Annotated in this window: 12 protein-coding genes; 10 read left to right on the top strand and 2 right to left on the bottom strand. The window is 37.0% G+C overall.

All coding sequences use genetic code 11. The features are described from left to right. The first annotated feature begins 137 nt into the window (after window positions 1-137). From R2Q16_RS02240 to R2Q16_RS02195, 10 genes are all read left to right on the top strand, one after another. The gene (locus R2Q16_RS02240; protein WP_316734903.1) at window positions 138-1,817 is read left to right on the top strand and encodes an alpha-amylase family protein; all 1,680 of its coding nucleotides are present in this window, start codon (window positions 138-140) and stop codon (window positions 1,815-1,817) included. Window positions 1,818-2,099: 282 nt separating this feature from the next. Then, window positions 2,100-3,467 carry an MFS transporter gene (locus tag R2Q16_RS02235; RefSeq protein ID WP_316734901.1) on the top strand — a complete coding sequence of 456 codons (1,368 nt, stop codon included), beginning with the start codon at window positions 2,100-2,102 and terminating at the stop codon, window positions 3,465-3,467. A 101-nt stretch (window positions 3,468-3,568) separates the two neighbouring features. Next, window positions 3,569-5,452: an alpha-amylase family glycosyl hydrolase gene (locus R2Q16_RS02230; protein WP_316734900.1), complete on the top strand. Its 1,884-nt coding sequence runs from the start codon at window positions 3,569-3,571 to the stop codon at window positions 5,450-5,452. 123 nt (window positions 5,453-5,575) lie between these two features. Beyond that, on the top strand, window positions 5,576-6,130 hold the full coding sequence (locus R2Q16_RS02225; RefSeq protein WP_316734899.1) for an RNA polymerase sigma factor: 555 nt from the start codon (window positions 5,576-5,578) through the stop codon (window positions 6,128-6,130). 390 nt (window positions 6,131-6,520) lie between these two features. Beyond that, a complete protein-coding gene (locus R2Q16_RS02220; protein ID WP_316734898.1) occupies window positions 6,521-7,585 on the top strand; it encodes a FecR family protein in 1,065 nt (354 codons plus the stop codon). A 182-nt stretch (window positions 7,586-7,767) separates the two neighbouring features. Continuing rightward, the gene (locus R2Q16_RS02215; RefSeq protein WP_316734897.1) at window positions 7,768-11,043 is read left to right on the top strand and encodes a SusC/RagA family TonB-linked outer membrane protein; all 3,276 of its coding nucleotides are present in this window, start codon (window positions 7,768-7,770) and stop codon (window positions 11,041-11,043) included. 19 nt (window positions 11,044-11,062) lie between these two features. Further along, window positions 11,063-12,643, top strand: coding sequence for a SusD/RagB family nutrient-binding outer membrane lipoprotein (locus R2Q16_RS02210; protein WP_316734896.1), 1,581 nt, complete (start codon window positions 11,063-11,065; stop codon window positions 12,641-12,643). A gap of 133 nt (window positions 12,644-12,776) precedes the next feature. Further along, a complete protein-coding gene (locus R2Q16_RS02205; protein WP_316734895.1) occupies window positions 12,777-14,336 on the top strand; it encodes a S10 family serine carboxypeptidase-like protein in 1,560 nt (519 codons plus the stop codon). Between the two features lie 823 nt (window positions 14,337-15,159). Further along, window positions 15,160-16,017 carry an SPFH domain-containing protein gene (locus R2Q16_RS02200; RefSeq protein WP_316734894.1) on the top strand — a complete coding sequence of 286 codons (858 nt, stop codon included), beginning with the start codon at window positions 15,160-15,162 and terminating at the stop codon, window positions 16,015-16,017. Window positions 16,018-16,086: 69 nt separating this feature from the next. After that, window positions 16,087-17,049: an acetyl-CoA carboxylase carboxyltransferase subunit alpha gene (locus tag R2Q16_RS02195; protein WP_316734893.1), complete on the top strand. Its 963-nt coding sequence runs from the start codon at window positions 16,087-16,089 to the stop codon at window positions 17,047-17,049. A 288-nt stretch (window positions 17,050-17,337) separates the two neighbouring features. On the opposite strand, the gene R2Q16_RS02190 is transcribed toward R2Q16_RS02195, so the two are convergent. Together R2Q16_RS02190 and R2Q16_RS02185 are read right to left on the bottom strand one after the other, a co-directional pair. After that, on the bottom strand, window positions 17,338-20,379 hold the full coding sequence (locus R2Q16_RS02190; protein WP_316734891.1) for a protein O-mannosyl-transferase family: 3,042 nt from the start codon (window positions 20,377-20,379) through the stop codon (window positions 17,338-17,340). 222 nt (window positions 20,380-20,601) lie between these two features. Continuing rightward, window positions 20,602-23,631, bottom strand: a complete 3,030-nt coding sequence (locus tag R2Q16_RS02185) for a protein O-mannosyl-transferase family (protein ID WP_316734890.1) — start codon at window positions 23,629-23,631, stop codon at window positions 20,602-20,604. Between the last annotated feature and the right edge of the window lie 156 nt (window positions 23,632-23,787).

The raw sequence follows: 23,787 nt of genomic DNA, 5'->3' as shown, positions 1-23,787 counted from the left end.
TGGGAAATGTATTAAAATTTGTTTCGACTTCTCGTCATTGCGGGAAACGAAGCAATCTTAATGCGATAGCTTGTATAATTACGGTCTCCCTTTTACTAATTTCTCAATTATCCTTCGCACAAAAAAAGAGTAAAAAAATGAGCGATAAACAAATCGTTATCTATCAATTATTACCCCGTTTATTCGGCAATAAAAATACAGCAAACATCCCTTATGGAACCATTGAGCAAAACGGTTCGGGTAAGTTTAATGACATCACTGATAAAGCCCTGGATGGCATTAAGGAACTTCATGTAAACTATGTTTGGTACACAGGCGCAATTGCTCATGCCAGTTTAACCGATTATTCTAAGTTTGGAATTAAGGTTGATGATGCCGATGTGGTAAAGGGTAGGGCGGGTTCTCCTTATGCCATTCGCGATTATTATGATGTAAATCCTGATTTAGCAGTGGATGTTAAAAACCGAATGAAGGAGTTTGAGGCTTTGGTTAAAAGAACACACGCCAAAGATTTAAAAGTAATTATCGATTTCGTTCCAAACCACGTTGCCAGAAGTTATCATTCTTATGCAAAGCCAAAAAACGTAATCGATTTTGGCGCTAAAGATGATGTAAGTAAAGGATTCAGCACCGAAAACGATTTTTATTATGTTCCTGGTCAGCCTTTTGTTGTGCCAACTAACGGACAAAACACCCCGCTATCTGCTTTGCAGGATGGTAAGTTTGATGAAAATCCAGCTAAAGCTACAGGTAATGATGCTTTTACGTCATCGCCAAAATATGATGATTGGTACGAAACCATTAAATTAAACTACGGTGTAGATTATCTGAATGGAAGGCAAGAGCACTTTAATCCAATACCTCCAGTTTGGACTAAAATGCGTGATATTTTAATTTACTGGACAAAAAAAGGTGTTGATGGTTTCCGCTGTGATATGGCAGAAATGGTGCCGATTGCATTCTGGAACTGGGTTATCCCACAAGTTAAAGAGGTAAATCCAAAGCTTATTTTTTTAGGCGAAGCTTATAATCCACAGGTTTACAAAAAATATTTAGAACAAGGAAAATTTGATTACTTGTATGATAAAGTTGGTTTGTATGATGGGTTAAAAAGATTGATTAGAAACGAACCTAATGCAGATGTAGCGGCTATTCGTTATGTGTGGCAGAAAGAAAGCGCTGGTTTTGGCAAAAATATGTTGCGTTTTTTAGAAAATCACGACGAGGAGCGCATCGCATCGGCAGGCTTTGCAGGCAAGGCTGAATTGGCTTTACCTGCAATGGTGGTTTCTGCAACTTTAGGTTCGGGACCTGTTATGCTTTATTTCGGTCAGGAAGTTGGCGAATCAGGCAAAGGCGCTGAGGGGTTTGGTGGCGATGATAACCGTACTACGATTTTTGATTACTGGGGTGTTCCTAATCATCAAAAATGGATGAATGGCGGTTTATTTGATGGACACAAATTAAATGCTGCACAGCAGAAATTGAGGTCTTATTATCAGCAGCTTTTAAAGGTTACTACGCAGAGCGATGCTATTTTGCATGGCGATATTTATGATGTTCCATATACTGGAAATATGAATAACAGGATGTATGCCTTTATCAGATATTCAGGTAAGCAGCGTTTGCTAGTTGTTGCAAATTTCGATAGAAATCAAACATTAGAAGCGAATATTGAAATTCCTGACCATATTTTGAAAGTTAAACATTCCTCGCCAGTTACTGATTTATTGACCGATAGAAAGTTAAATATCCCGGCAGGAACAAGTATTCCGGTAAAACTTGAACCTGTTTCGGCACAAGTGATAGAATTTTAAAATATTAACCACAGAGCACACAAAGAAAAGGCACAGAGATACGAAGAAAAAAACAAAGAGGTTTTAAAACTAACTTGGCGTTTCTCTGTGAAAACTTATTGCTCTTTATGGTAAAAAATAAATTTATTAACCACAGAGCACACAGAGAAAAAAACAGAGAACACGAAGAAAACAAAGAGATTATAAAATTAACTCGGTGTTTCTCCGTGAAAACTTAGTGTTCTTTGTGGTAAAAAATAAATCACTTAGTTCACTCTCAAGGAAAAAACTAAACCAAATATAATGAGCTTAAAAACAATATTTGAGAACCCGAAACTAACCCTCGCACAAATCATTAATATGAGCGTGGGTTTCTTTGGAATTCAGTTCGGTTGGGATTTACAGCGTGCCAATATGGGTCGTATTTACGAAAACCTTGGTGCAAACCCCGACCAGGTTCCCTTATTGTTTTTGGCGGCTCCATTAACAGGCCTATTGGTTCAACCGATTATTGGTTATTTGAGTGATAGAACCTGGCACCCAAAATGGGGTAGAAGAAGACCTTATTTTATGATTGGTGCAATTGTGAGTAGCATTGCATTAATCTTTATGCCGCACAGTAGCGCATTGTGGATGGCTGCTGGCTTACTTTGGATTTTGGATGTTTTTGGTAATATCGCAATGGAACCTTTTCGTGCTTTTGTTACCGATAAATTACCTGATAGTCAGGTTAACCGTGGTTTTATTATGCAAAGCATGATGATTGGTTTAGGCGGAAGCGTGGCTTCATCATTGCCGTGGTTAATGAATAATATTTTCCATTTATCTAATACGGCAGCACAAGGTAATATTCCTGAAAACGTAAAATTCTCCTTTTATATTGGTGCATTTTTCTTCTTCGCCGCAGTATTGTGGACGGTTTTTACCACGAAAGAATATCCACCTCGTGAAGAAGAACTTGCCGCACATAGCAACAAAGGATTTAGCAATGGCGTAAAGGAAATTTTCAGCGCTCTGAAAAATATGCCGAAGCGCATGCGGGTGGTTTCTTTGGTGCAATTTTTTACCTGGCCGGGTTTATTTTTAATGTGGTTTTATTACACTACGGCCGTTGCCGTAAATGTTTTTGGAGGTAAAGATGCTGCCGACCCGATTTATGCTCAAGGTGCCGATTTTGGTAGTTTGACCTTAGCTTATTATAGTGTAATCACATTTCTTTTTGCCTTGGTTTTACCAAAAATTGCGGATGCTTTGGGTAGAAAAACTACCCATGCTTTATGTTTGCTTTGTGGTGCAATTGGTTTAATTAGCGTAGCTTGGGTACACGATAAAAACATGCTTTATTTATGTATGACGGGCGTTGGTATTGCTTGGGCTAGTATCTTATCCATGCCTTATGCCATGTTAAGCGGCTCTTTACCAAAAGATAAAATCGGGGTTTACATGGGGATTTTTAATTTCTTCATTGTATTGCCAGAGATTATCGCTTCACTTGGCTTTGGTTGGCTAATGCGTAATGTATTAAATAACGATAGACTTTTAGCTGTTCAATTAGGCGGTGGCTTAATGATTTTAGCAGCAGTGATTTGTTACTTATTTATCAGAGAACCAAAGAAAAGAGATGAAGTTTTAGCATCTGAACTGTCTATTGAAGAAAATAGGTCAGTATAATCTACACTCGTCATTGCGAGGTACGAAGCAATCTTTTTAGCCAGGCAGATTGCTTCGTACCTCGCAATGACGACTTCTTCCATTACAAAATCCCTAACCAAATGAAAAAGATAATTTATCTGCTACTTTTTGTAGCAGCCTTAACATCCTCATGCAAAAAATCTTCAACTGATGGAGGAACTGAAACGCCAACTAACCCAACAACCGATTTACCAGCTGGAGCAAAAGATGGCGTTGCATTTATCAATAATGGAACATCGGCAATTGTTACGCTTTATGCGCCGGGAAAAACCTCAGTTTCCTTAATCGGTGAGTTTAACGATTGGTCTGCATCAGCTTCTGTTATGAAAAAAACAAGCGATGGGAACACCTGGTGGATTCAAATCGACAATTTAAATCCGAATACAGAATATGCTTATCAATTTTATATCGATGGAAAATTAAAAGTCGCAGACCCTTACAGTGAAAAAATACTCGACCCTGAAAATGATAAATATATTTCAGAAACTGTTTATCCAAATTTGAAAAGTTATCCGACAGGAAAAACAACAGGTATTGTAAGTGTAATGCAGTCCAACCCACCCACCTATACCTGGAAAAATAACAGTTTCGTTCGCCCTGAGAAAAATAATTTGGTAATTTATGAATTGCTAATCCGCGATTTTACGACTGAACATAGTTATGCATCAACCCTTAGCAAATTAGATTATTTAGTAAATATGGATATTAACGCCATCGAATTAATGCCTGTAAATGAGTTTGAGGGCAATTTAAGCTGGGGTTACAATCCATCTTTTTATTTTGCTGCTGATAAATATTACGGTACAAAAACTGCCTTACAAAATTTTATAGATGAATGCCACGGGAGAGGAATTGCTGTGATTTTGGATATGGTGTTGAACCATTCTTTTGGTCAATCGCCAATGGTACAAATGTATTTTGATGGTTCAAAACCTACTATAAATAGTCCTTGGTTTAATGTTGATGCAAAACATCCATTTAATGTGGGTTACGATTTTAACCATGAAAGCACCGCAACTAAAAAGTTTTCGAAAGACGTAATTAAATTTTGGATGCAGCAGTACAAAATTGATGGTTTCCGTTTCGATTTATCGAAAGGTTTTACGCAAAAATCCTCTACTGACGATGCAGGATTCAGGCTTTACGATGCCAGTCGTGTTGCCATTTGGAAAGAATACAATAGTTACATCAAAAGTATCGACCCAAATAATTTCTACGTGATTTTAGAACATTTTGCAGAAGAATCAGAAGAAAAGGTTTTGGCTGATGATGGCATGATGCTTTGGAATAATCTTAATTACAACATGAATGAAGCTACAATGGGTTGGTTAAGCGGTTCTGATTTCTCCTGGGGTTTTTATGCAAAACATGGTTTTAGCAAAGCTGATGGCTTAATCACTTACATCGAAAGTCATGACGAGGAGCGATTGAATTACAAAAATATTTCTTTCGGGAATATGTCTGGAAGCTATTTAATTAAAGGAAATTTGGCCACTTCGTTAAAAAGACAAGAAATCGCTGCAGCATTTTTATTTAGTATACCTGGACCAAAAATGGTATGGCAATTTGGTGAGTTGGGTTACGAAATTAATATCGATTTTAACGGCAGAACTGGCGAAAAGCCAATTAAATGGGAATATTTTAGTGAGCCTAACAGAAAAGCATTGTATGATATTTATGCGAAATTTATCAAATTAAAGAAGAATAATAGCATTTTCAACAGCACAAATGCTACCTATAATTTAACGAGTGGTGTTAAATATATTAAGCTAATTGAGGGTTCAAATACTGTTATCATGGTCGGAAATTTTGATGTTGTCAATCAGAATGCAAACGTAGATTTTGGAAGTTCGGGAACATGGATTGACGCCTCGGGTGGTACGATAAATTTATCTTCAAATACTTATGGTGCAAGTTTAGCGCCCGGAGAATATCATTTATTTAGCAAGGTTGCTTTAAAGTAAACCTTCTAGTTTAATCAAACCGTCAATAATTAATTTATTATTTATAAATCTGATTGTTGGCGGTTATTTTATACATATTTATCTCTATTTTAGCTTGTAATACCCCTAACAACTAACTGAAATATGGAGAACAAACTTGCGCATCATTTGCTGTGGGAACGATTACGTGCTGCCGATAAAGATGCTTTTTTTGATCTCTACAAAGAACTTTATTATCCTTTAGTAAATTTTGGTATTCGTGTGTGCGCTGATGCAGATATCTCAAGCGAAGCTACAGATTTAGTTTTTACAACCATTTGGGAAAAACACGAAACGCTAACCCGCGTAGATAATGTTGAAGCCTATCTTCGTACTTTTCTTAAGCGGAAACTTATCCGTATTCTGGAAAGAAAGAAAAAACTAAGTATTGCACTAAATAATGCTGGTGCTGATGGCGATTGGATGGAAATGAGTTATGAAGAATTTATTGTTAAGGTGCAAAGCGATGAATTGATAAAGCATCAATTAAAAAATGCATTGGAGAAACTTACTTTTAGGCAGAAACAGCTTATACATTTAAAGTTTTTTGATGGATTAAGTTATGAGCAAATTGCCGAACAGACCAATCAGACTATTAAAACTGCTTATAATACCATTTATGATGCTTTGAAGGTTTTAAGGAAAGAGTTGAAAAATTGATTTTCTTGCTGCTGTCGTCATCTCGACCGTAGTGCAATGAAGTGGAGAGATTTTTTTTAAAACGGTATCATCCTTAAACGATTTCTCGGCTTCGCTCGAAATGATGGCTTAGCGATTTTTAAGACGATTGTCTTGCTGCGGTCGTCATCTCGACCGAAGTGCAACGAAGTGGAGAGATCTTTTTTAAAAGGTATCATCCTTAAAAGATTTCTCGGCTCCGCTCGAAATGACGATTCCGTAAGATAAAATTGTAGCTATAGATTACATATGCGAATTTTATTTCCTCATTGTATGCCATTCCAGTGCAGTTATTCTGCTTTGTTAAAAAAAAGTTAAAATTTCTTTAGGAAAAAGTAAATCTTTTTGGCACTGGTATATAAAAGCCAAATAATGATTGATAGAAGTCAGTTCAATTCGGAAGACTTTCTTGTTGATAGCACTTTCCAGCAATATTGCGCTGGTACAGATAAGCTATGTGTAGGATATTGGGAAAAATATATTAAGGCACATCCAGAGCAAGCTGAAGTTATCTCCGAAGCTAAAAAGTTATATTTTATATTGAGTGGAAATAAACTGCCACTAAATGATCAATTAGAAAATTTCAGAGAAAATTTTGATGCCACACCAGAAACTTCAAAAGTAAAAAACAGTTACTTATGGTTAAAAATTGCTGCTGCAATAGTTTTAGTATCAACAATTGGTATTATTTATCAATTCTACAGAACAAATAAAACGGATGAAGCAGTAACAGTTGCGCAGGTTTTTAAAACTAAATCGGGTGAAAGGAAAAAAATCATTTTGTCTGATGGAACAAAGGTTTTACTGAACGCTAAAAGTTCACTTTCAGTTGGGGAAAATTTTAACGGAAAATTACGCGAAGTGGTTTTAACCGGTGAAGCCTTTTTTGATGTGGTGCACAATAAAGAAAAACCATTCCAGGTGCATACTGCAGATTTTAATATCAATGTGTTGGGAACGTCTTTCAATGTAAAAGCTTATCCAGATGAAATAACATCTGAAGCAACCTTAATTAATGGTTTAATAACGATGGAGGCGGTTAACGGTAATGGTGGAACGATTACTTTAAAGCCAAGTCAGAAGGTTACGTTTTATAAAAACTTACCGGTGGTGCAAACCAAGAAAGTTTTGAAACCAGCTTCAGCAAGACCAGAAATTACAATAAACCACTACACACTAATTAAAGACAGTACAATTGTAGAAACGGCCTGGACTCAAAACCGAATTGAAATTTACGACCAAGATTTTGATGAAATAAAAGGTGTATTGGAGAAATGGTTTAATGTTAAAATAAAATTCGCCGATCCGGAGATAGAAAAGTATCGTTTTACGGCAACATTTATCCACGAAAATATAGAACAAGTATTGTCGACCTTACAAAAAGTAGAAAATTTTAAATATGAAATAAAAGGAAATCAAGTAACCATTTCGAAGTAGAAAGGAAAGGACGGTGTTGGCGCACCGCCCTTAAATTCTTCTTTGATTAATCAACATGGCAGTTTATGCGCAAACAGATTGCTGCCAGATAATTATGCAACCAAAAAAACAAAAATATGATTTATTATTACTTACTGCAAGGGCATCCGAAATACCGGAGACTTTTAAAATTCATTATGCTAATGAAACTAGCCTGTATCATGGTTTTCATTACCTGCCTTAATGTGTCTGCATCGGTTTTTTCTCAGGAAAAAATTTCTCTCGATGTAAAGAAAACAAAACTGGCAAGGGTTTTACAGATTATTGAGCAGCAAAGCAGTTATCATTTTGTGTATAGCTCTTCTTATGTTCCTGTTAATAAGGATGTAAGTATTACGGTTTCTAACACTTTGGTAACCGACGTTTTATCAACAATTTTAAACCGAACAAACTTAAAATATTCTGTTTCTGATGGCGGTTTAATTGTCATCAGCAGAAATAAAGAAGTAAGCATTTCGGGAACAGTTAAAGATGCGGCTGGCGGTGCTTTGCCAGGTGCAACCGTTCGTGTAAAAGGCACGGCCATCGGAACTTCGACAGATGTTAATGGTAAATTCGTTTTGAATGCGCCTGAGAATGCAACTCTAGTCGTTTCTTACGCTGGTTTTCTAACTAAAGAAGTCGCGGTTGGTTCGCAAACTACATTTGCAATTGTTTTGTCTGAAGATACCAAACAACTTACAGATGTTGTAGTAACCGCTTTGGGTATTAAAAAAGAAAGAAGGGCTTTAGGCTACTCTGTAACTCAAATTGGTGGTGAAACCTTAACACAGGCCCGCGAAAATAACATTACCAATTCGCTTGTTGGTAAAATAGCAGGTTTGGATATCGCCGGAACTTCAGGAGGTGCAGGTGCAGCTACAAACGTAACCATTCGTGGGGTTTCCAGTTTAGGTCCGTCTAGTCAACCTTTATACGTTGTAAATGGTATCCCAATGGAAAGTTCACCAGTTGGATTTGGAAGCGTAATTGGCATTGGTAATAATGGTGGTCAGTATGATAATGCTCCAGATTTAGGCGATGCCATTAGCAATATAAATCCTGATGATATTGAGAGTATTTCGGTATTGAAAGGTGCTGCCGCATCTGCTTTATATGGAAATAGGGCAAAAGCTGGTGTAATTTTAATCACCACTAAAAGCGGAAAAGGAAATAGCATCGAGTTTAGCAGTAATTATGTTGCCGAGCAAGTAATGGATAGAACCAACTGGCAATATGTTTACGGTCAGGGTGTAAATGGCATAAAACCTACTACACAATTAGCAGCAGCCTCTACAGGAAGTTCGAGTTGGGGTGCTCGTCTAGATGGAAGCAATGTTGTTCAATTTGACGGCGTTAGCAGACCTTATACAGCGCAAGAAAATAATATCGAAGATTTTTACAAAACAGGAGGAAGCTGGACAAATACATTGGCCTTAAATAAATCGTTTACTGGTGGTGTAATCCGTTTGTCGGCTAGCGATTTAACGAATAAATCTGTAGTGCCAAACTCAGGTCTCGATAGGCAAAATTTTACCTTATCAGGAACTTTCGATCCCATTAAAAATCTGGTAATTGATGCACGTGCAAATTATATTCTAGAGCAGGCTAAAAACAGACCAATGTTATCTGATGGTGCAGGTAACGCTAACTACAACGCAGCATTTTTGCCAACAAGTGTTAATATTGCAACCTTACAGCCTGGTAAAAATCCTAATGGAACTGAGCTTTCTTACAATACTGGCAATCCCTACGCTACAAACCCTTGGTTTGCGGCTTATGATTTTATTCACAATACCAAAAGAGAGCGTTTGCTAAGTTCAATCAGTGCAAAATATACTTTCGATAATGGTTTGTTCTTGCAAGGTAGAGCTGGTCGAGATTCTTACAACGACATTTACATTGCAGTTACACCTTCTGGTACAGCTTACGATGCAGATGGTGGATATACAGAACAGAACAGTAAATTCTCAGATATTAATGTAGATGGATTAATTGGTAAATCTTTTAAGATAGACGACTTCTCAATCACTCCAAATGTTGGTGCAAGTTATCGCCGTACTAAAAGTGAAGGGATTACAAATGGCGGAGCATCTTTCCAATTATTTGGTATATACACTTTGGCAAATACAGGTGGTAAATCGGTTTCGGCATATAAGCAAGACCAAGAAACACAATCCGTTTACGGTACTTTAGAGTTGGCTTATAAAGATGTTTTATACCTAACCGGTAGTGCAAGGTCTGATTGGTTTTCTACTTTAGCTACACCTGGAAAGGATAATAAACTTAATGTAGTTTATCCGTCTGTTAGCGGTTCATTCGTATTCTCTGAATTATGGAAACCATCTTTTTTAAGTTTTGGTAAGTTAAGGGCTGGTTATGCAATGGTTGGCCAGGCAACAGGACCATTTCAAACTCAATTATATTACAATTTACGTAGCGAGTCTTTAAATGGCGCTCCACTTGGTAATATTGTAAACGGCTCTATTCCAAACTCATCATTAAAGGCGTCAAAAGCAACAGAGTTAGAAATTGGTACGGAGTTGAAGTTTTTTAACAGCAGGTTAAGTGTAGATTTTACCTGGTATAATAAAAAATCGAGTGATGAAATTCTTCCTGTTCCAACATCAACAACTACCGGTTATAGTGGCGCTGTTTTAAATATCGGCAAGCTTCAAAACAAAGGTGTTGAAGGTTTAGTTTCTGGAGTCGTATTAAAAACAGATGATTTCAATTGGACATCAAGCGTAAATGGTTCTTACAACGATAATAAGGTAATTACTTTAGCTCCTGGAACGGCTTCTCAGCTTCTGGCAACATCAAGAAGTAATGTTGGTTTCTTGCAAAATTTAGAAGGCAAAGCTATCGGACAAGTAATGGCTTACGATTTCTTGTATGATGCAAGTGGTAATATTGTTAAAGATGCCAACGGCGCACCACAAAGAGGCGATTTGAAAGCTTATGGTTCTGCTTACAATAAATGGGCAGCAGGTTGGAATAACGAATTTACATACAAAGGTGTAAATCTATCTTTCTTAATTGATGGTAAATGGGGCGGAAAAATATTTGCCGCAACGGATTATTATGGATACGTTTTTGGTTTGCATCAGGCAACGCTTGAAAACCGTGATGCTTTAGGAGTAAATGCTGCAAATTACTACAGTACATACGCTAATAATGTATCGAAACAGTTCGTTCAGGATGCAAGTTTCATCAAATTCAGACAAGTTATCTTAGGTTATAACTTCCCTGCTAAAATGTTTAATAATAAGATTAAAGGCTTAAACGTAAGTTTTGTAGGTCGTAACTTATTTATTCTGATGAAGAAAACGGATAACATCGATCCGGAATCGAGTTACAATGCTTCATTTCCTGGAATGGAGTTAGGTGGTGTGCCTCCAGTGCGTACATACGGTTTAAATTTAAGTGTTAAGTTATAATCCTTTAAACGAATTGAAAATGAAAACGATCATAAAATTATACGTACCACTTTTATTATCCGGTTTGATGCTGGTATCTGGTTGTACAAAAGATTTCCAAAAAATTAATACCGATCCAGTTTCTGTAAGCCAGGATCAATATAATCCAAATTATCTTTTATCTACTGCACAACTAACCTACACAGGTAGTACCGATTTTGCTTACGAAACCTGGCGTGGAAATTTAATTTATGCCGCAACAATGATGCAAGGTATGTCTTCGGTAATTAGTTACTGGGCCGGCGATAAATACATGCTTAACGAAGGTTACACAGCTGCTTACTGGGAAAAGGCATATCCAGACCAGGTAAAATATGCGGTTGATTTAGTTGAGTTTACACGAGGCAAGGCACAATACAACAATGTGCATCAAATGGGCAGAATTTGGAAAGCTCTAATATTTGAAAGGTTAACAGATTTATATGGCGATATCCCTTATTCTGATGCTGGTAAAGGTTATTATTCTGCAATTCTTTATCCAAAATATGATAGTCAGCAAGCCATTTACACCGATCTATTAAAAGAAGTGGATGAAGCTTCGACAGCTTTAAGCGCAACTGGGGATGTTGTTTCTGGCGATTTAGTTTTTGCAGGTGATGTTGCAAAATGGAAGCGTTTCGGCAATAGTTTAATGCTTCGCATGGCAATGCGCTTAACAAAAGCCGATGCAACACTAGCTCAAAATTACATCAATAAAGCGGTTGGTAAAACAATGACTAGCGATGGCGACAATGCTTTCTTTAAGCATGATTCAAATGGCGCACGTGTTACGCAAAATAGAAATGCACAAGTGTTGCTTGGCGATGGCGGCCAGGAAAATTTCTACACGAGATGGAGCAACACTTTTATCAATTTCTTAAAAAGCAATAACGACCCACGTTTAAGTAAAGTTGCAGTAACCAAATTATTTTTAACAGATGGTTCTAAAACTCAAAACCCAAATTTCATCAGTACCGCATCTGTACAGAAAGGGATGCCAAACGGTAAAGATTTAAGTGGTATTGCTGGCAGAGATGTTCGTCAGGATGCATCTTATACAGATTTTACTGATTATTCATCTCCACATCCCGGTATGTTAAAAAGAGAGGGAAATACTTTCATCTTAACTTATGCAGAAAGTGAGTTGCTTTGGGCTGAAGCGGCGCAGCGCTTTAATATTGGTGGTTCGGCCGCGACACACTATAATGCAGGCGTTACTTCGGCAATGACCTTTCTTTCACAATATGATGCCGCAATGGCCGTAAATGCAAGTGATGCTGCGATTTATTTAGCTGCGCATCCTTATGTTGCTGCAAACGGATTAGATATGATTGCTACACAATATTGGGCGCATACTATTACCATGTTGGATTTTTACGAAACATGGGCAAACTGGAGAAGAACAGGTTTACCGGCATTAGTACCAATTGTATATCCAAATACAAATACAGGTGGTTCAATTCCTCGTCGTTTTCCATATCCTTTAGCAGAAGGCGTATCAAACGCGGCAAATTATAAAACTGCTTCGGTAGCGGTTCCGGGTGGCGATAAGCTTGTTGGAAGAGTTTGGTGGGATAAGTAATGTTGCTTTTATAATTTTTTCTAAACGGTTTTGCTAACAGCAAAACCGTTTTTTTGTTATGGTAACATTTTCAATGTTTTTTTGAATTGCAAAAGCTTTAGTTTGATATTTATGGCTCAAACCAAACTTTTACATGAAATTCAAATTTATACTGGCGGCATGCTTGCTGACAAGCCTTTTTGCCAACGCACAACAATCACCTCGCAGCGCTTCTGCAAAAGAAACGACAACAACATCGCAGGTTACCATAAAAGAAGAACCGAAAGCTACAGGCAACGAAAGAGCCATTAAAGTTGAAAGTGCTGTTGTAACCAATCATAGTGTAAATATCGGCGGTAAATCAATCCCTTATAAGGCCACAACAGGTACTTTACCCGTTTGGGATGAGGATGGTAAAGCAATCGCCGGATTATTTTATACCTATTATGAAAGAAGCGATGTTCAAAATCGTGAAAAAAGACCTTTAGTAATTTCCTTTAACGGTGGCCCGGGTTCGGCCTCTGTTTGGATGCACATTGCTTATACAGGTCCGGTAGTGTTAAATATCGATGATGAGGGTTATCCGGTACAACCTTATGGTTATAAAGAAAATCCATATTCTATTTTAGATGTTGCTGATATCGTTTATATCGATCCGGTAAATACTGGTTATTCGAGAGCGGTTAGCAAAGATATTCCGGGCAGTAAATTTTTTGGCGTTCGTGCCGATATTAAATATTTAGCGGAGTGGATAAATACTTTCGTAACAAGAAACAACCGTTGGGCATCGCCTAAATTTTTAATTGGCGAAAGTTACGGAACTACAAGGGTTTCCGGATTGGCTCTAGAGTTGCAAAACAACCAATGGATGTATTTAAACGGAGTAGTTTTAGTTTCGCCAACAGAATTAGGCATAGAACGTGGCGGCCCTGTTGATGCGGCTTTGCGCTTACCATATTTTGCGGCAACGGCTTGGTATCACAAAGCATTAGCTACCGATTTGCAATCAAAAGATTTAACTGCAATGTTGCCAGAGGTAGAACAGTTTACCATTAATGAAGTTATTCCAGCTATCGCTCAGGGTGCTATGCTAAGTACAGAAAAGAAGAAGTCAATTGCTGCTAAAATGGCTCGTTACTCAGGTATTTCTGAAAAGGTTTTTTTAGATTACAACCTTAATGTGCCTACAAATTTCTTTTGGAAAGAACTTTTAAGAGATAAAGGTTTCACGGTTGGTCGTTTGGATTCTCGTTACAAGGGTGTCGACAAAATGGCTGCTGGCGATGGTCCGGATTATAATGCCGAATTAACTTCATGGCTACATTCGTTTACGCCTGCCATAAATATGTACTTGAGAAATGAACTCAATTACAAAACAGATTTAAAATACAATATGTTCGGTTCGGTGCATCCCTGGGATAATTCTGGCGATAGAACGGGAGACAATCTACGTCAGGCGATGGCACAAAACCCATACTTGCATTTATTGGTTCAATCGGGTTATTACGATGGTGCCTGCGATTATTTTAACGCAAAATACAGCATGTGGCAATTAGATGCTGCGGGTAAATTGCAAGATAGAATGAGTTGGGAAGGTTACAGAAGCGGGCACATGATGTACCTGCGCAAAGACGATTTAAAAACCTCAAACGAGCATATTCGAGCATTTATAAAGAAGGCATTGCCAAAGGCAGGCGAGGCGGCTAAATTCTAGACCAGGATTTTTTAGGATTAATGGATTTTAGGATAATTGAGCTTAGTTTCTTTGCATAAGAAAAGGATTTTTAGGATTAATGGATTTTAAGATAATTGAGCTTAGTTTTTTGCATAAGAAAGGTTTTTTAGGATTAATTGATTTTAAGATAACTGAGCTTAGTTTTTTGCATAAGAAAGGTTTTGAGGATTTCATAAATATTAAATCACTTTAAATCTGCGTTTTTTATCTGCGAAAATCTGCAGGAAAATCTTTTTAAAATAATTTGTAGCGCAAAAACAGTACAACTATAAACGTTCGGCCCGCTTTGCGCTACAATCTTTTTGAACTTCTGTCAGCTGAGGCACGAAGCATCTGTTTTATCGGTTACAGATGCTTCGTGCCTCAGCATAACAAGTTATTTAAACTACTGCAACAAAAAGTATTTCCGCTCCAATCAGGGCTATTAAATTTAGGCATCTGCTTAGTAAAACCCCTCATAGGTGTGCAAACCAAAGTAATCTAAACCTGATAGTACGAAGGCCGCTTTTCGCGGCTTAGGGATAGCAGGACAGAAACTTAATGTTTTGTACTACAATTGCTTTCCAAAAAATCGTTTGAAATACACCAATTTTTCATTATATTTCTACCTTAACCAAGTAACAATGAAACTCGTTCTCAATCTAATCTGCGTAATTGTGGCAATAATATTAATCAGCTTTGGGGTAAATTATGTTAGCCAGCCATCAAATTTGAAGGTTTTTATCGGTGCGTTCGTAATTATTGTTGCTTTTGTAATTTTATATTTTCCTATTCAAAAACTATTTAAAAAACTTTAACGCTCATGGAAGGAACCGAAAGAGGAACCCTTATTAAAAGAATTATTAGATATGGCTCAATTTTTATTGGCCTTATAATTATTTACGCCGTCCAACCTTTTACTTACGAGAACATCGATGCCGGAAATGTGGGTATCAAAATTAATTTATATGGCTCAGACAGGGGTGTGGATAACATTACAATCGTTACGGGGCGGGTTTGGTACAATACCTGGACAACCAAAATTGTAGAGTTTCCAACCTATACGCAATCTGTAGATTATGAGCCATTTGTGGTAACGACAAAAGATGCTGCCGAATTTAGGGTAGACCCAAAATTAAATTATCATGTAAATTCGACTATGGTGCCGCAGATTTACAGGCAATACCGTAAACCCTTGGCCGAAATTGAGCAGCAATTTATGCGTAATACCATTTACGATGCCTATCGGATTGTCGCCAACTCGTTCAGTTCTGATTCGGTGATGAGTAACCGCGAACGTTTTGAAGATAGAATTCAGATGATTTTAACCAAAAACCTGAGCAAAGACGGTTTTGTTTACGATCAATTAACATCTGCAATTACTCCACCTGAAAGTTTAAGGCAAATGATTGATGAAAAAAATGCATCGATTCAAGCTCGTTTAAAAGCTGAAAACCAAGCTAAACAAGCAGATGCAGAGGCAAAAGTTAAGGTTGCAACGGCAACTGGTGAGGCACAGGCATTGTTGGTTCGTGCCAAAGCAGAATCTGAAGCGAACAAATTAAGGCAACAATCTTTAACACCTTTACTGGTGCAGCAGCAATGGATACAAAGGTGGGATGGCAAATTGCCAACGACACAGGCAGGCGGAAATTCGAGCTTTATGTTGCCCTTGAAATAATTTTTTGAGTGTTAATAAAACACTAACTGTAACAAACTAAAAATAATTACTTATTTTTGCTGTCCAATTATGCAGCAAATAAAAACATCATTCGATTTTGAGAAACCTATTGCCGATTTAGTTCAGCAAATAGAAAAGGTTAAGCAGGTTGCCGAAAAGACTAAGGTAGATATGTCTGCCACTTTAGACGAGCTTGATGGTAAATTAGATGAAACCACGAATAACTTATATAAAAACCTAACAGGTTGGAATAAGGTTCAAATGAGCCGCCACCCGGATAGACCACAAACGTTGGATTATATCAATATGATTTGCGATGATTTTATCGAACTTCATGGTGATAGAACCGTAAAAGACGACAAAGCAATTATAGGTGGTTTTGCAACTATTAATGGTCAAACAGTAATGGTTATTGGTCACCAAAAAGGTAAAAATACCAAAGAGCGTCAGTTCCGTAATTTCGGTATGGCTAATCCTGAAGGTTACCGTAAAGCTTTACGTTTAATGCGTTTGGCTGAAAAGTTTAACAAGCCAGTGGTTTCTTTTATCGATACAATGGGTGCATATCCCGGTTTAGAAGCAGAAGAACGCGGCCAAGGTGAGGCAATTGCCAGAAACCTGCTTGAAATGTCGGTTTTGCGTGTGCCAATTATTTGTGTGGTAGTAGGTGAAGGTGCTTCAGGTGGTGCTTTGGGTATTGGTATTGGCGATAAAGTTTACATGTTAGAGCATACCTGGTATTCGGTTATCTCTCCTGAATCTTGTTCATCTATTTTATGGAGAAGCTGGGATTTTAAAGAGAAAGCTGCTGAATGTCTTAAATTAACATCTGATGATATGTTTGGTAATAAACTTATCGACGGTATTATTCCTGAGCCTTTGGGTGGTGCTCACCAAGACCCTGAATTAATGGGGCAAACACTTAAAGATTATCTTTTAAAAGATTTAGCCGCATTAGGTAAGGTTAAAACTGATAAACTTATTGAGCAGAGAATTAATAAATTCTGCGATATGGGACTAGTAAACGAATAAAATTTTAACTAATCATTTATATTGAGCCTGCTTATTTTTAAGCGGGCTTTTTTGTGCCTCAGCGATTGCTAAACTTGCGAAGTTTATTTGCAAAATGCCGGGTAAGCTTCGCAAGTTTGATGAGCTTTGCGTTTAGAAACTTCGTAAGTCTCCTACAAAGAGACCCTGAAATAAATTCAGAGTGACGGCAACTGAAGGAAAAATAAAAAGCAGTTACAAATTAATGCAACTGCTTTAAATACCTCAAGACTTACGAATTGTTTAGAAACTTCGTAAGTCTGCAATACTTTACTCAGCAGGCTGCTGACCGAAATATCTGCTAAATCTGCCTTCTAATGCTGAGAATTGACGCTCTAATTGTGCGCTAACCTTAGCCTGACCTAAAGCCTTTGAAGTTTTAACCATTTTATCAAGGTAATATAAACCAGTTTGAATATTCTGCATACCTGTTAAGCTAGATTTCGAATCAGAAATATCAGCAAGATAGGTTAGTTCTTTAGATATGTAGTCGCCTGATTTCGTTAAAATAGCATTTGCTCTTTCGATTTCTCCCAGCTTATATAAGTTTTCAGCCATATAATATTTTACCACAACCGTACGGATTCCGTAAAATTTATCTGGCATTACTTCAAAGTATTTGTTTACCACTTTTTTAGCGTCGTCAACTTTGCCTTCTTTGATTAAACTGCCGGTTAAACTGCTAAAAATATTTGTGAAGATAAATGTATCATCAGATGATTGCGGATCTAAATACTTGGCCGTTTTCATGTTGCCCCATTTAAATTTATCCATCACATTTTTATAAAGCACTGGTGTGTTTAATTGCTCTTCTCTTTCTTCGCCAGCTGTTGTATCTGCCTGAAGTGGTAGTAACCTTAATGCTAAACCTTCGCTGTATAAATATTTATCTAAGCCATTATATTGCTCAGAAGGTACAGTAGAAGCGAAGTAAATTGGACGTTTCCAATTGTTATGTGCTAAAATATCAAACATCGCCAATGTACCTTTAGTTACATAGCCTTTGTTAAATTTCCACTCCATTACAGGTGCAATTTTGGCAGCATCAGCCGCCGGAACTGTTCCAGTACTAATAACTTCCTGCGGATTTATGGTTAATTTGAAGTTCTTAGTAGGCAAGAAATTCGATTTTGTTCCATCCTGCATTGCAACTTTATCATCATCACTATCAGATAATAATAAATCTACCACGTTTTTAAGTTCTACGCTACCAGCAATTTTGTAATCATCGTAAGGCATTACATCACGTTCGCCTTGTACAAACTGCGATTCTTTCATCGAGATTGGCAATGGCTCAGAATCATTCTGTTTTTGCTTCATTCCGTTGATGTACCAATCGGTATCAAACAAACTTAAATTCACAATACGCACATCCGGACGAACTTTTTCAACTTCCTGAATGTACCAAAGCGGGTAGGTATCATTATCACCATAGGTGAAAATAATAGCATTTGGCGCACAAGATTGTAAATAATCGTATGCAATATCATGGGCTACTAATTTAGTTGAACGATCGTGATCATCCCAACCTTGTTGAGCCATAATTATTGGCGCAGCAAATAAACCAATAACCGTAGCTGCAATTGCGCCAGTTGTTGGGGTTAATTTCTTGAGCAACCATTCTTTTAATGCGAGTACACCCAAGCCTATCCAAATGGCAAAGGCATAAAATGAACCAACGTAAGCATAATCACGTTCACGAGGTTCAAGCGGTTTTTGATTTAGATATAAAACAATTGCGATACCAGTAAAGAAGAATAATAAACCAACAACGCCAGCATCTTTTTGGTTGCGCTGGAAGTGCCAGATTGCACCTAATAAACCAATAATCAATGGTAAAAAGAAGAATCTATTGTAGGCTTTATTATCAACTGTTGATGGCGGCAAGTTGGTTTGATTACCATGCCAAATTGCATCAATAGGTTTAACACCACTCAATGAAGTGCCTTCAAAACCACTTCCTTGTCCTTGTTCATCGTTCTGGCGACCAATAAAATTCCAGCCGAAATAACGTAAATACATATAACCAATTTGGTAGCTAAATAAGAAACCAACATTATCTACTGTATTCGGTTTTTTGTTTGGATCAAGGTGCATCCATTCTTTGTAAAAATCTGCGTGACGTTGGTCGTCGCTGTACATACGTGGTAAGAATGTATTATCGCTGTATTGATAATCACTTTTCTTTCCGGCAACTTCATACTTTTCTGCACCTTTTCTGTAGATGGTTTTTCCTTGCTCAACGCCAACACGCTCAGAGTTATAATTCGGACCAAAAACTAAAGGCCTATCGCCATATTGTTCACGGTTTAGGTAACTTAAAAATGAGAAAGCATCTTTTGGCGCACTATTATTTAAGTTCGGGTCTGCTTTTGCTCTGATGATAATCATAGCGAAAGAAGCATAGCCAAATATGATTAAAACGGTAGAAATCAACCCTAAGTTTAAAAGCTTTTTTTGGTGTTGAATTGAATATCTGATGCCCCAAACCAATAAACCGATTACGATAACTGCAAAGAATAATACACCTGTACCGAAGCCTAAACCTAAAGTATTAACAAAGAATAAATCGAAGTAAGCACCAAATGAAACCAGGTATTGGATGATACCGTATTGAATAACGCCTAGTATTAAAATTCCAACGATTAAGGTTTTAATAATGCCAGAAGTGGTTACTTTTTCTGCTCTTTTGAAATAATAAATAAAAGCAATTGCCGGAATGGTTAATAAGTTTAGTAGGTGAATACCAATTGATAAACCCATTATGTAGGCAATGAATAACAACCATCTATCTGCTCTCGGTTCATCCGCATGCGATTCCCACTTTAAGATACCCCAAAATACAATGGCTGTAAATAATGAAGATTGTGCATAAACCTCAGATTCTACCGCCGAAAACCAAAAACTATCAGAGAAAGTATAGGCTAATGCGCCTACAATACCTGCGCCCATGATGCTATACAGATTCGCAGCAGAAACCTCTTCTCCAGCTTTTACAAGTGTTTTCTTTGCTAAAGCTGTTATTGTCCAGAACAAAAATAAGATAGTTGCGGCACTGGCAATGGCAGAACCAATATTCATCCAGTAAGCAACGTTAGTAACATCGCCGAAGGCAAAAACACCAAAGAAACGTTGTATCATTAAAAATAGTGGTGCTCCTGGTTGGTGTACAACTTGCATTTTTAACGCAGAGGCGATAAACTCGCCGCAATCCCAGAAACTAACAGATGGCTCTAAGGTTAAAACGTAAGTTATTGTAGCAATTAAAAAGCAGATCCAGCCTACTATATTATTAACTTTTGAATAATTCATTGGTTTTTGATAATGGATAATTAAATGTTATTGCACATAAAAATGCTGCCGAAATTAATTAATATAGTCGATAAATAAGGAAATTCTCTTATTGTTTTTACAATTTTAAACGGTTTATTTTTCTATGTTGATGATGATTCAGCGTTCAGAATCACTTTTAAATAAGAAAACCCATGTTTTCCAATAATTAAAAACATGGGTTTTCTTAAAAACATTCAAAAGCTATCCGTTAAAGAATGGTGAAAATCTATTAAGGATTTGATTGTATTGCTGCTCCAGCCTCAGGCTTAAATCATGTTGATTGTAGCTGTGGGTTAGTTTTATCATTTCTCCAAAGTAAGTTAGGTAATTTTGAATGTCTCGTTGGTTCGTCAGTTTGTTTTTACTTTCAGAAACATCAGCTAAGTAATTTAATTCTTTGCCCATGTAATCTGCAGATTTATTGATAAAAGCATTTGCCCTATTTAAATCATTCAATCGGTAAAGGTTTTGAGTGAAATAGAAAGAACTCATTACATGGCGCATACTATGAAATTTTGTTGGCATCACCTCATAATACTTCTCTACAGCTTTTTTGCTCTCAGAGATTTTATTTTCGCTTATTAACTCACCAATTAAGCCATTAAACATGTTGGTAAACATGGCAGCATCATCGGCAGATTGTCTATCCAAATGATTTGCGTTTTTAATATTTCCCCATTTATATACATTTAACAAATTGTTTAAAAAGGGTTTAGTGTTTATCTGCTCATAGATTTCCGTTTTACCAGCATCCGGAATTAATGGAAGCAATCTCAGGTTTAAACCCTCTGTGTATAAGTACCTGTCCAAACCAATATATTGTTCATCGGGCATGGCGTTTGTGAAATATATTGGCCTTTTCCAATCGTTATGACTTAAAATATCAATCAAAGCCAATGTGCCTTTGGTGATGTAATCGTCTTTATATGTCCATTCCATGCTGCCTGCAATTTTCCCTGCATCTTCAACAGGAACGGTTCCTGTATCTAAAACATCTTTTTTATTAACCGTGATTTTAAAGTTTTTTGTTGGGAGGATGTTTGATTTCGAGCCGTCTTGCAAGGTGATTTTATCCTCGTTATTATCAGATAATAAAACTTCTAATATTTGTTTCAGTTCGATGTTTTGGGCGATTTTATAATCTTGATAATACATCACTTCGCGAGTGCCTTCCGCATATTGTTCTGGCTTCATCGTGATGGGTAAAGCTGCCGATTCGTTTTGCTTTCTTCGTAAACCATCAATAGTCCAATCGAAGTTTAATAAACTTAAATTCACTACCCTAACATCCGGACGGATATTTTCGACTTCTTGTGCGTACCAAACCGGAAAAGTGTCATTATCACCATAGGTGAATAAAATTGCATTCGGTGCGCAAGATTTTAGATAGTTTGCAGAAATATCTTTTGCTAAATAGCTGTCAGAACGATTGTGATCATCCCAACCCTGACTTACCATAATTATCGGTGCGGCCAGCAAACCAACTACAGAAGCAAAAATTGCCGATTTCCGGGCGGTAAGTTTTTTGAATGCCCATTCCTTTAAGCCAATAACACTTAAACCAATCCAAATGGTAAAAGCATAAAATGAGCCAACATAAGCATAATCTCTTTCGCGGGGCTCAATTGGAACTGAATTTAAGTATAAAACGATGGCAACGCCAGTGAAAAAGAATAACAGGCCAATAACTCCGGCATGTTTTTGATTACGTTTAAAATGCCAGATTGCGCCGATTATTCCTAATATTAAAGGTAAAAAGAAAAAACGATTGTAAGCTTTATTATCTACAATTGATGGCGGTAAGTTTTTTTGATTTCCAAGTCTGATGGCATCAACGGGTTTTACCCCACTTAGCCAGCCGCCACCATTTTCGCCGAGTTGCCCATCTACATTATTTTGTCTGCCAACAAAATTCCACATAAAATACCTCATGTACATATGCCCAACCTGAAATGAAGACATGTATTTCAGGTTATCCATTAATGTTGGTGTATGCGAATCATCAAAACCCATCCAGTTTTTATAAAAATTAATGTGTTCAGCCTTGTCGCTATACATTCTTGGTATTGGCGTAGTTTTTTCGTAAATGTATTTTGAATTACTGCCTGCTGATTCATATTTGCCGTCAAAGCCTTTTCGGTAAAGTTTTTCGGTTTCTTTCAAATCCACTTTCTGCGAATTGTAATTTTCTCCAAATACTAATGGTCTGCTGCCATATTGTGCTCTGTTTACGTATTTCAAAAATGAAAATGCATTATCAGGATTGGTGTTATTTAGGTTTGGCTTTGCCTGCGCTCTGATAACTAACAATGAAAAAGAACTGTAGCCAAAAATTAATAAAACTGTAGAAATTAAAGCCAGGTTTAAAACCTTTTTATTGTTTTTTATTGAATATCTGATGGCAAGAACTAAACCGCCAATTAAAACTATTGCAAAAAATAAAACACCTGAACCAAAACTCAAGCCCATTTTATTCACAAAAAACAAATCGAAATAAGCCGCTGTTGAAACCATATATTGGATAATTCCGAATTGCACAAATGCTAGAATTAAAATAGATACTGCAAAAGTTTTTAATATTCCTTTTGCTGTCGGATTTGGATTTTTACGGAAGTAGTAAACAAATATTACCGCCGGGATAACCAGTAAGTTTAGAAGGTGGACACCGATTGATAAACCGATAACATAAGCTACAAAAGCAAGCCATCTATCAACACGAAGTTCATCTGCGTTGGCTTCCCATTTTAAAATTCCCCAAAGTGCAACAGCTGTGCAAAGCGATGACATGGCATAAACTTCTGCCTCAACCGCCGAAAACCAAAAGCTATCAGAAAAAGTATAAGCCAGTGCTCCTGTTAAACCTGCGCCAATAATGGTTATAATTTCTGAAATGCTGATTGCGTTACCGTTTTTGATTAGAACTCGCTTTGCCAAGGCAGTTATTGTCCAAAATAAAAACATAATGGTTGCAGCACTTGCCAGGGCTGATGCAACATTCATCAAATAGGCAACTTTACTATTATCGCCAAAAGCGAGTGCTGAAAATACCCTTTGAATCATTGAAACTAATGGTGCGCCCGGTTGATGAACAACCTCTAATCTGAAAGCTGAAGCAATAAATTCGCCGCAATCCCAAAAACTTACTGAAGAATCTAAAGTTAAAATATAAGTTGTTGCGGCAATAAAAAAACAGAGCCAGCCGGTTAGGTTATTAATTTTCGAATAATTCATAGTCTGGTTAATGATTGATATTAAATTAGTTATAGGTTTTAACTTATAGAGTCGGATTTAAAAGCAGAATGTTGCATGAGTAGGGAAGATTTTTGATGGAAAATAAAAGATGAAAAAAAAGTGATTTTTTTTGAAATCACTCTTGCATAATTAAAA

Origin of the sequence: Pedobacter aquatilis, assembly GCF_032678425.1 — a bacterium.
Taxonomy (GTDB): domain Bacteria; phylum Bacteroidota; class Bacteroidia; order Sphingobacteriales; family Sphingobacteriaceae; genus Pedobacter; species Pedobacter aquatilis_B.
This window is presented reverse-complemented; position numbering and strand designations above follow the sequence as displayed.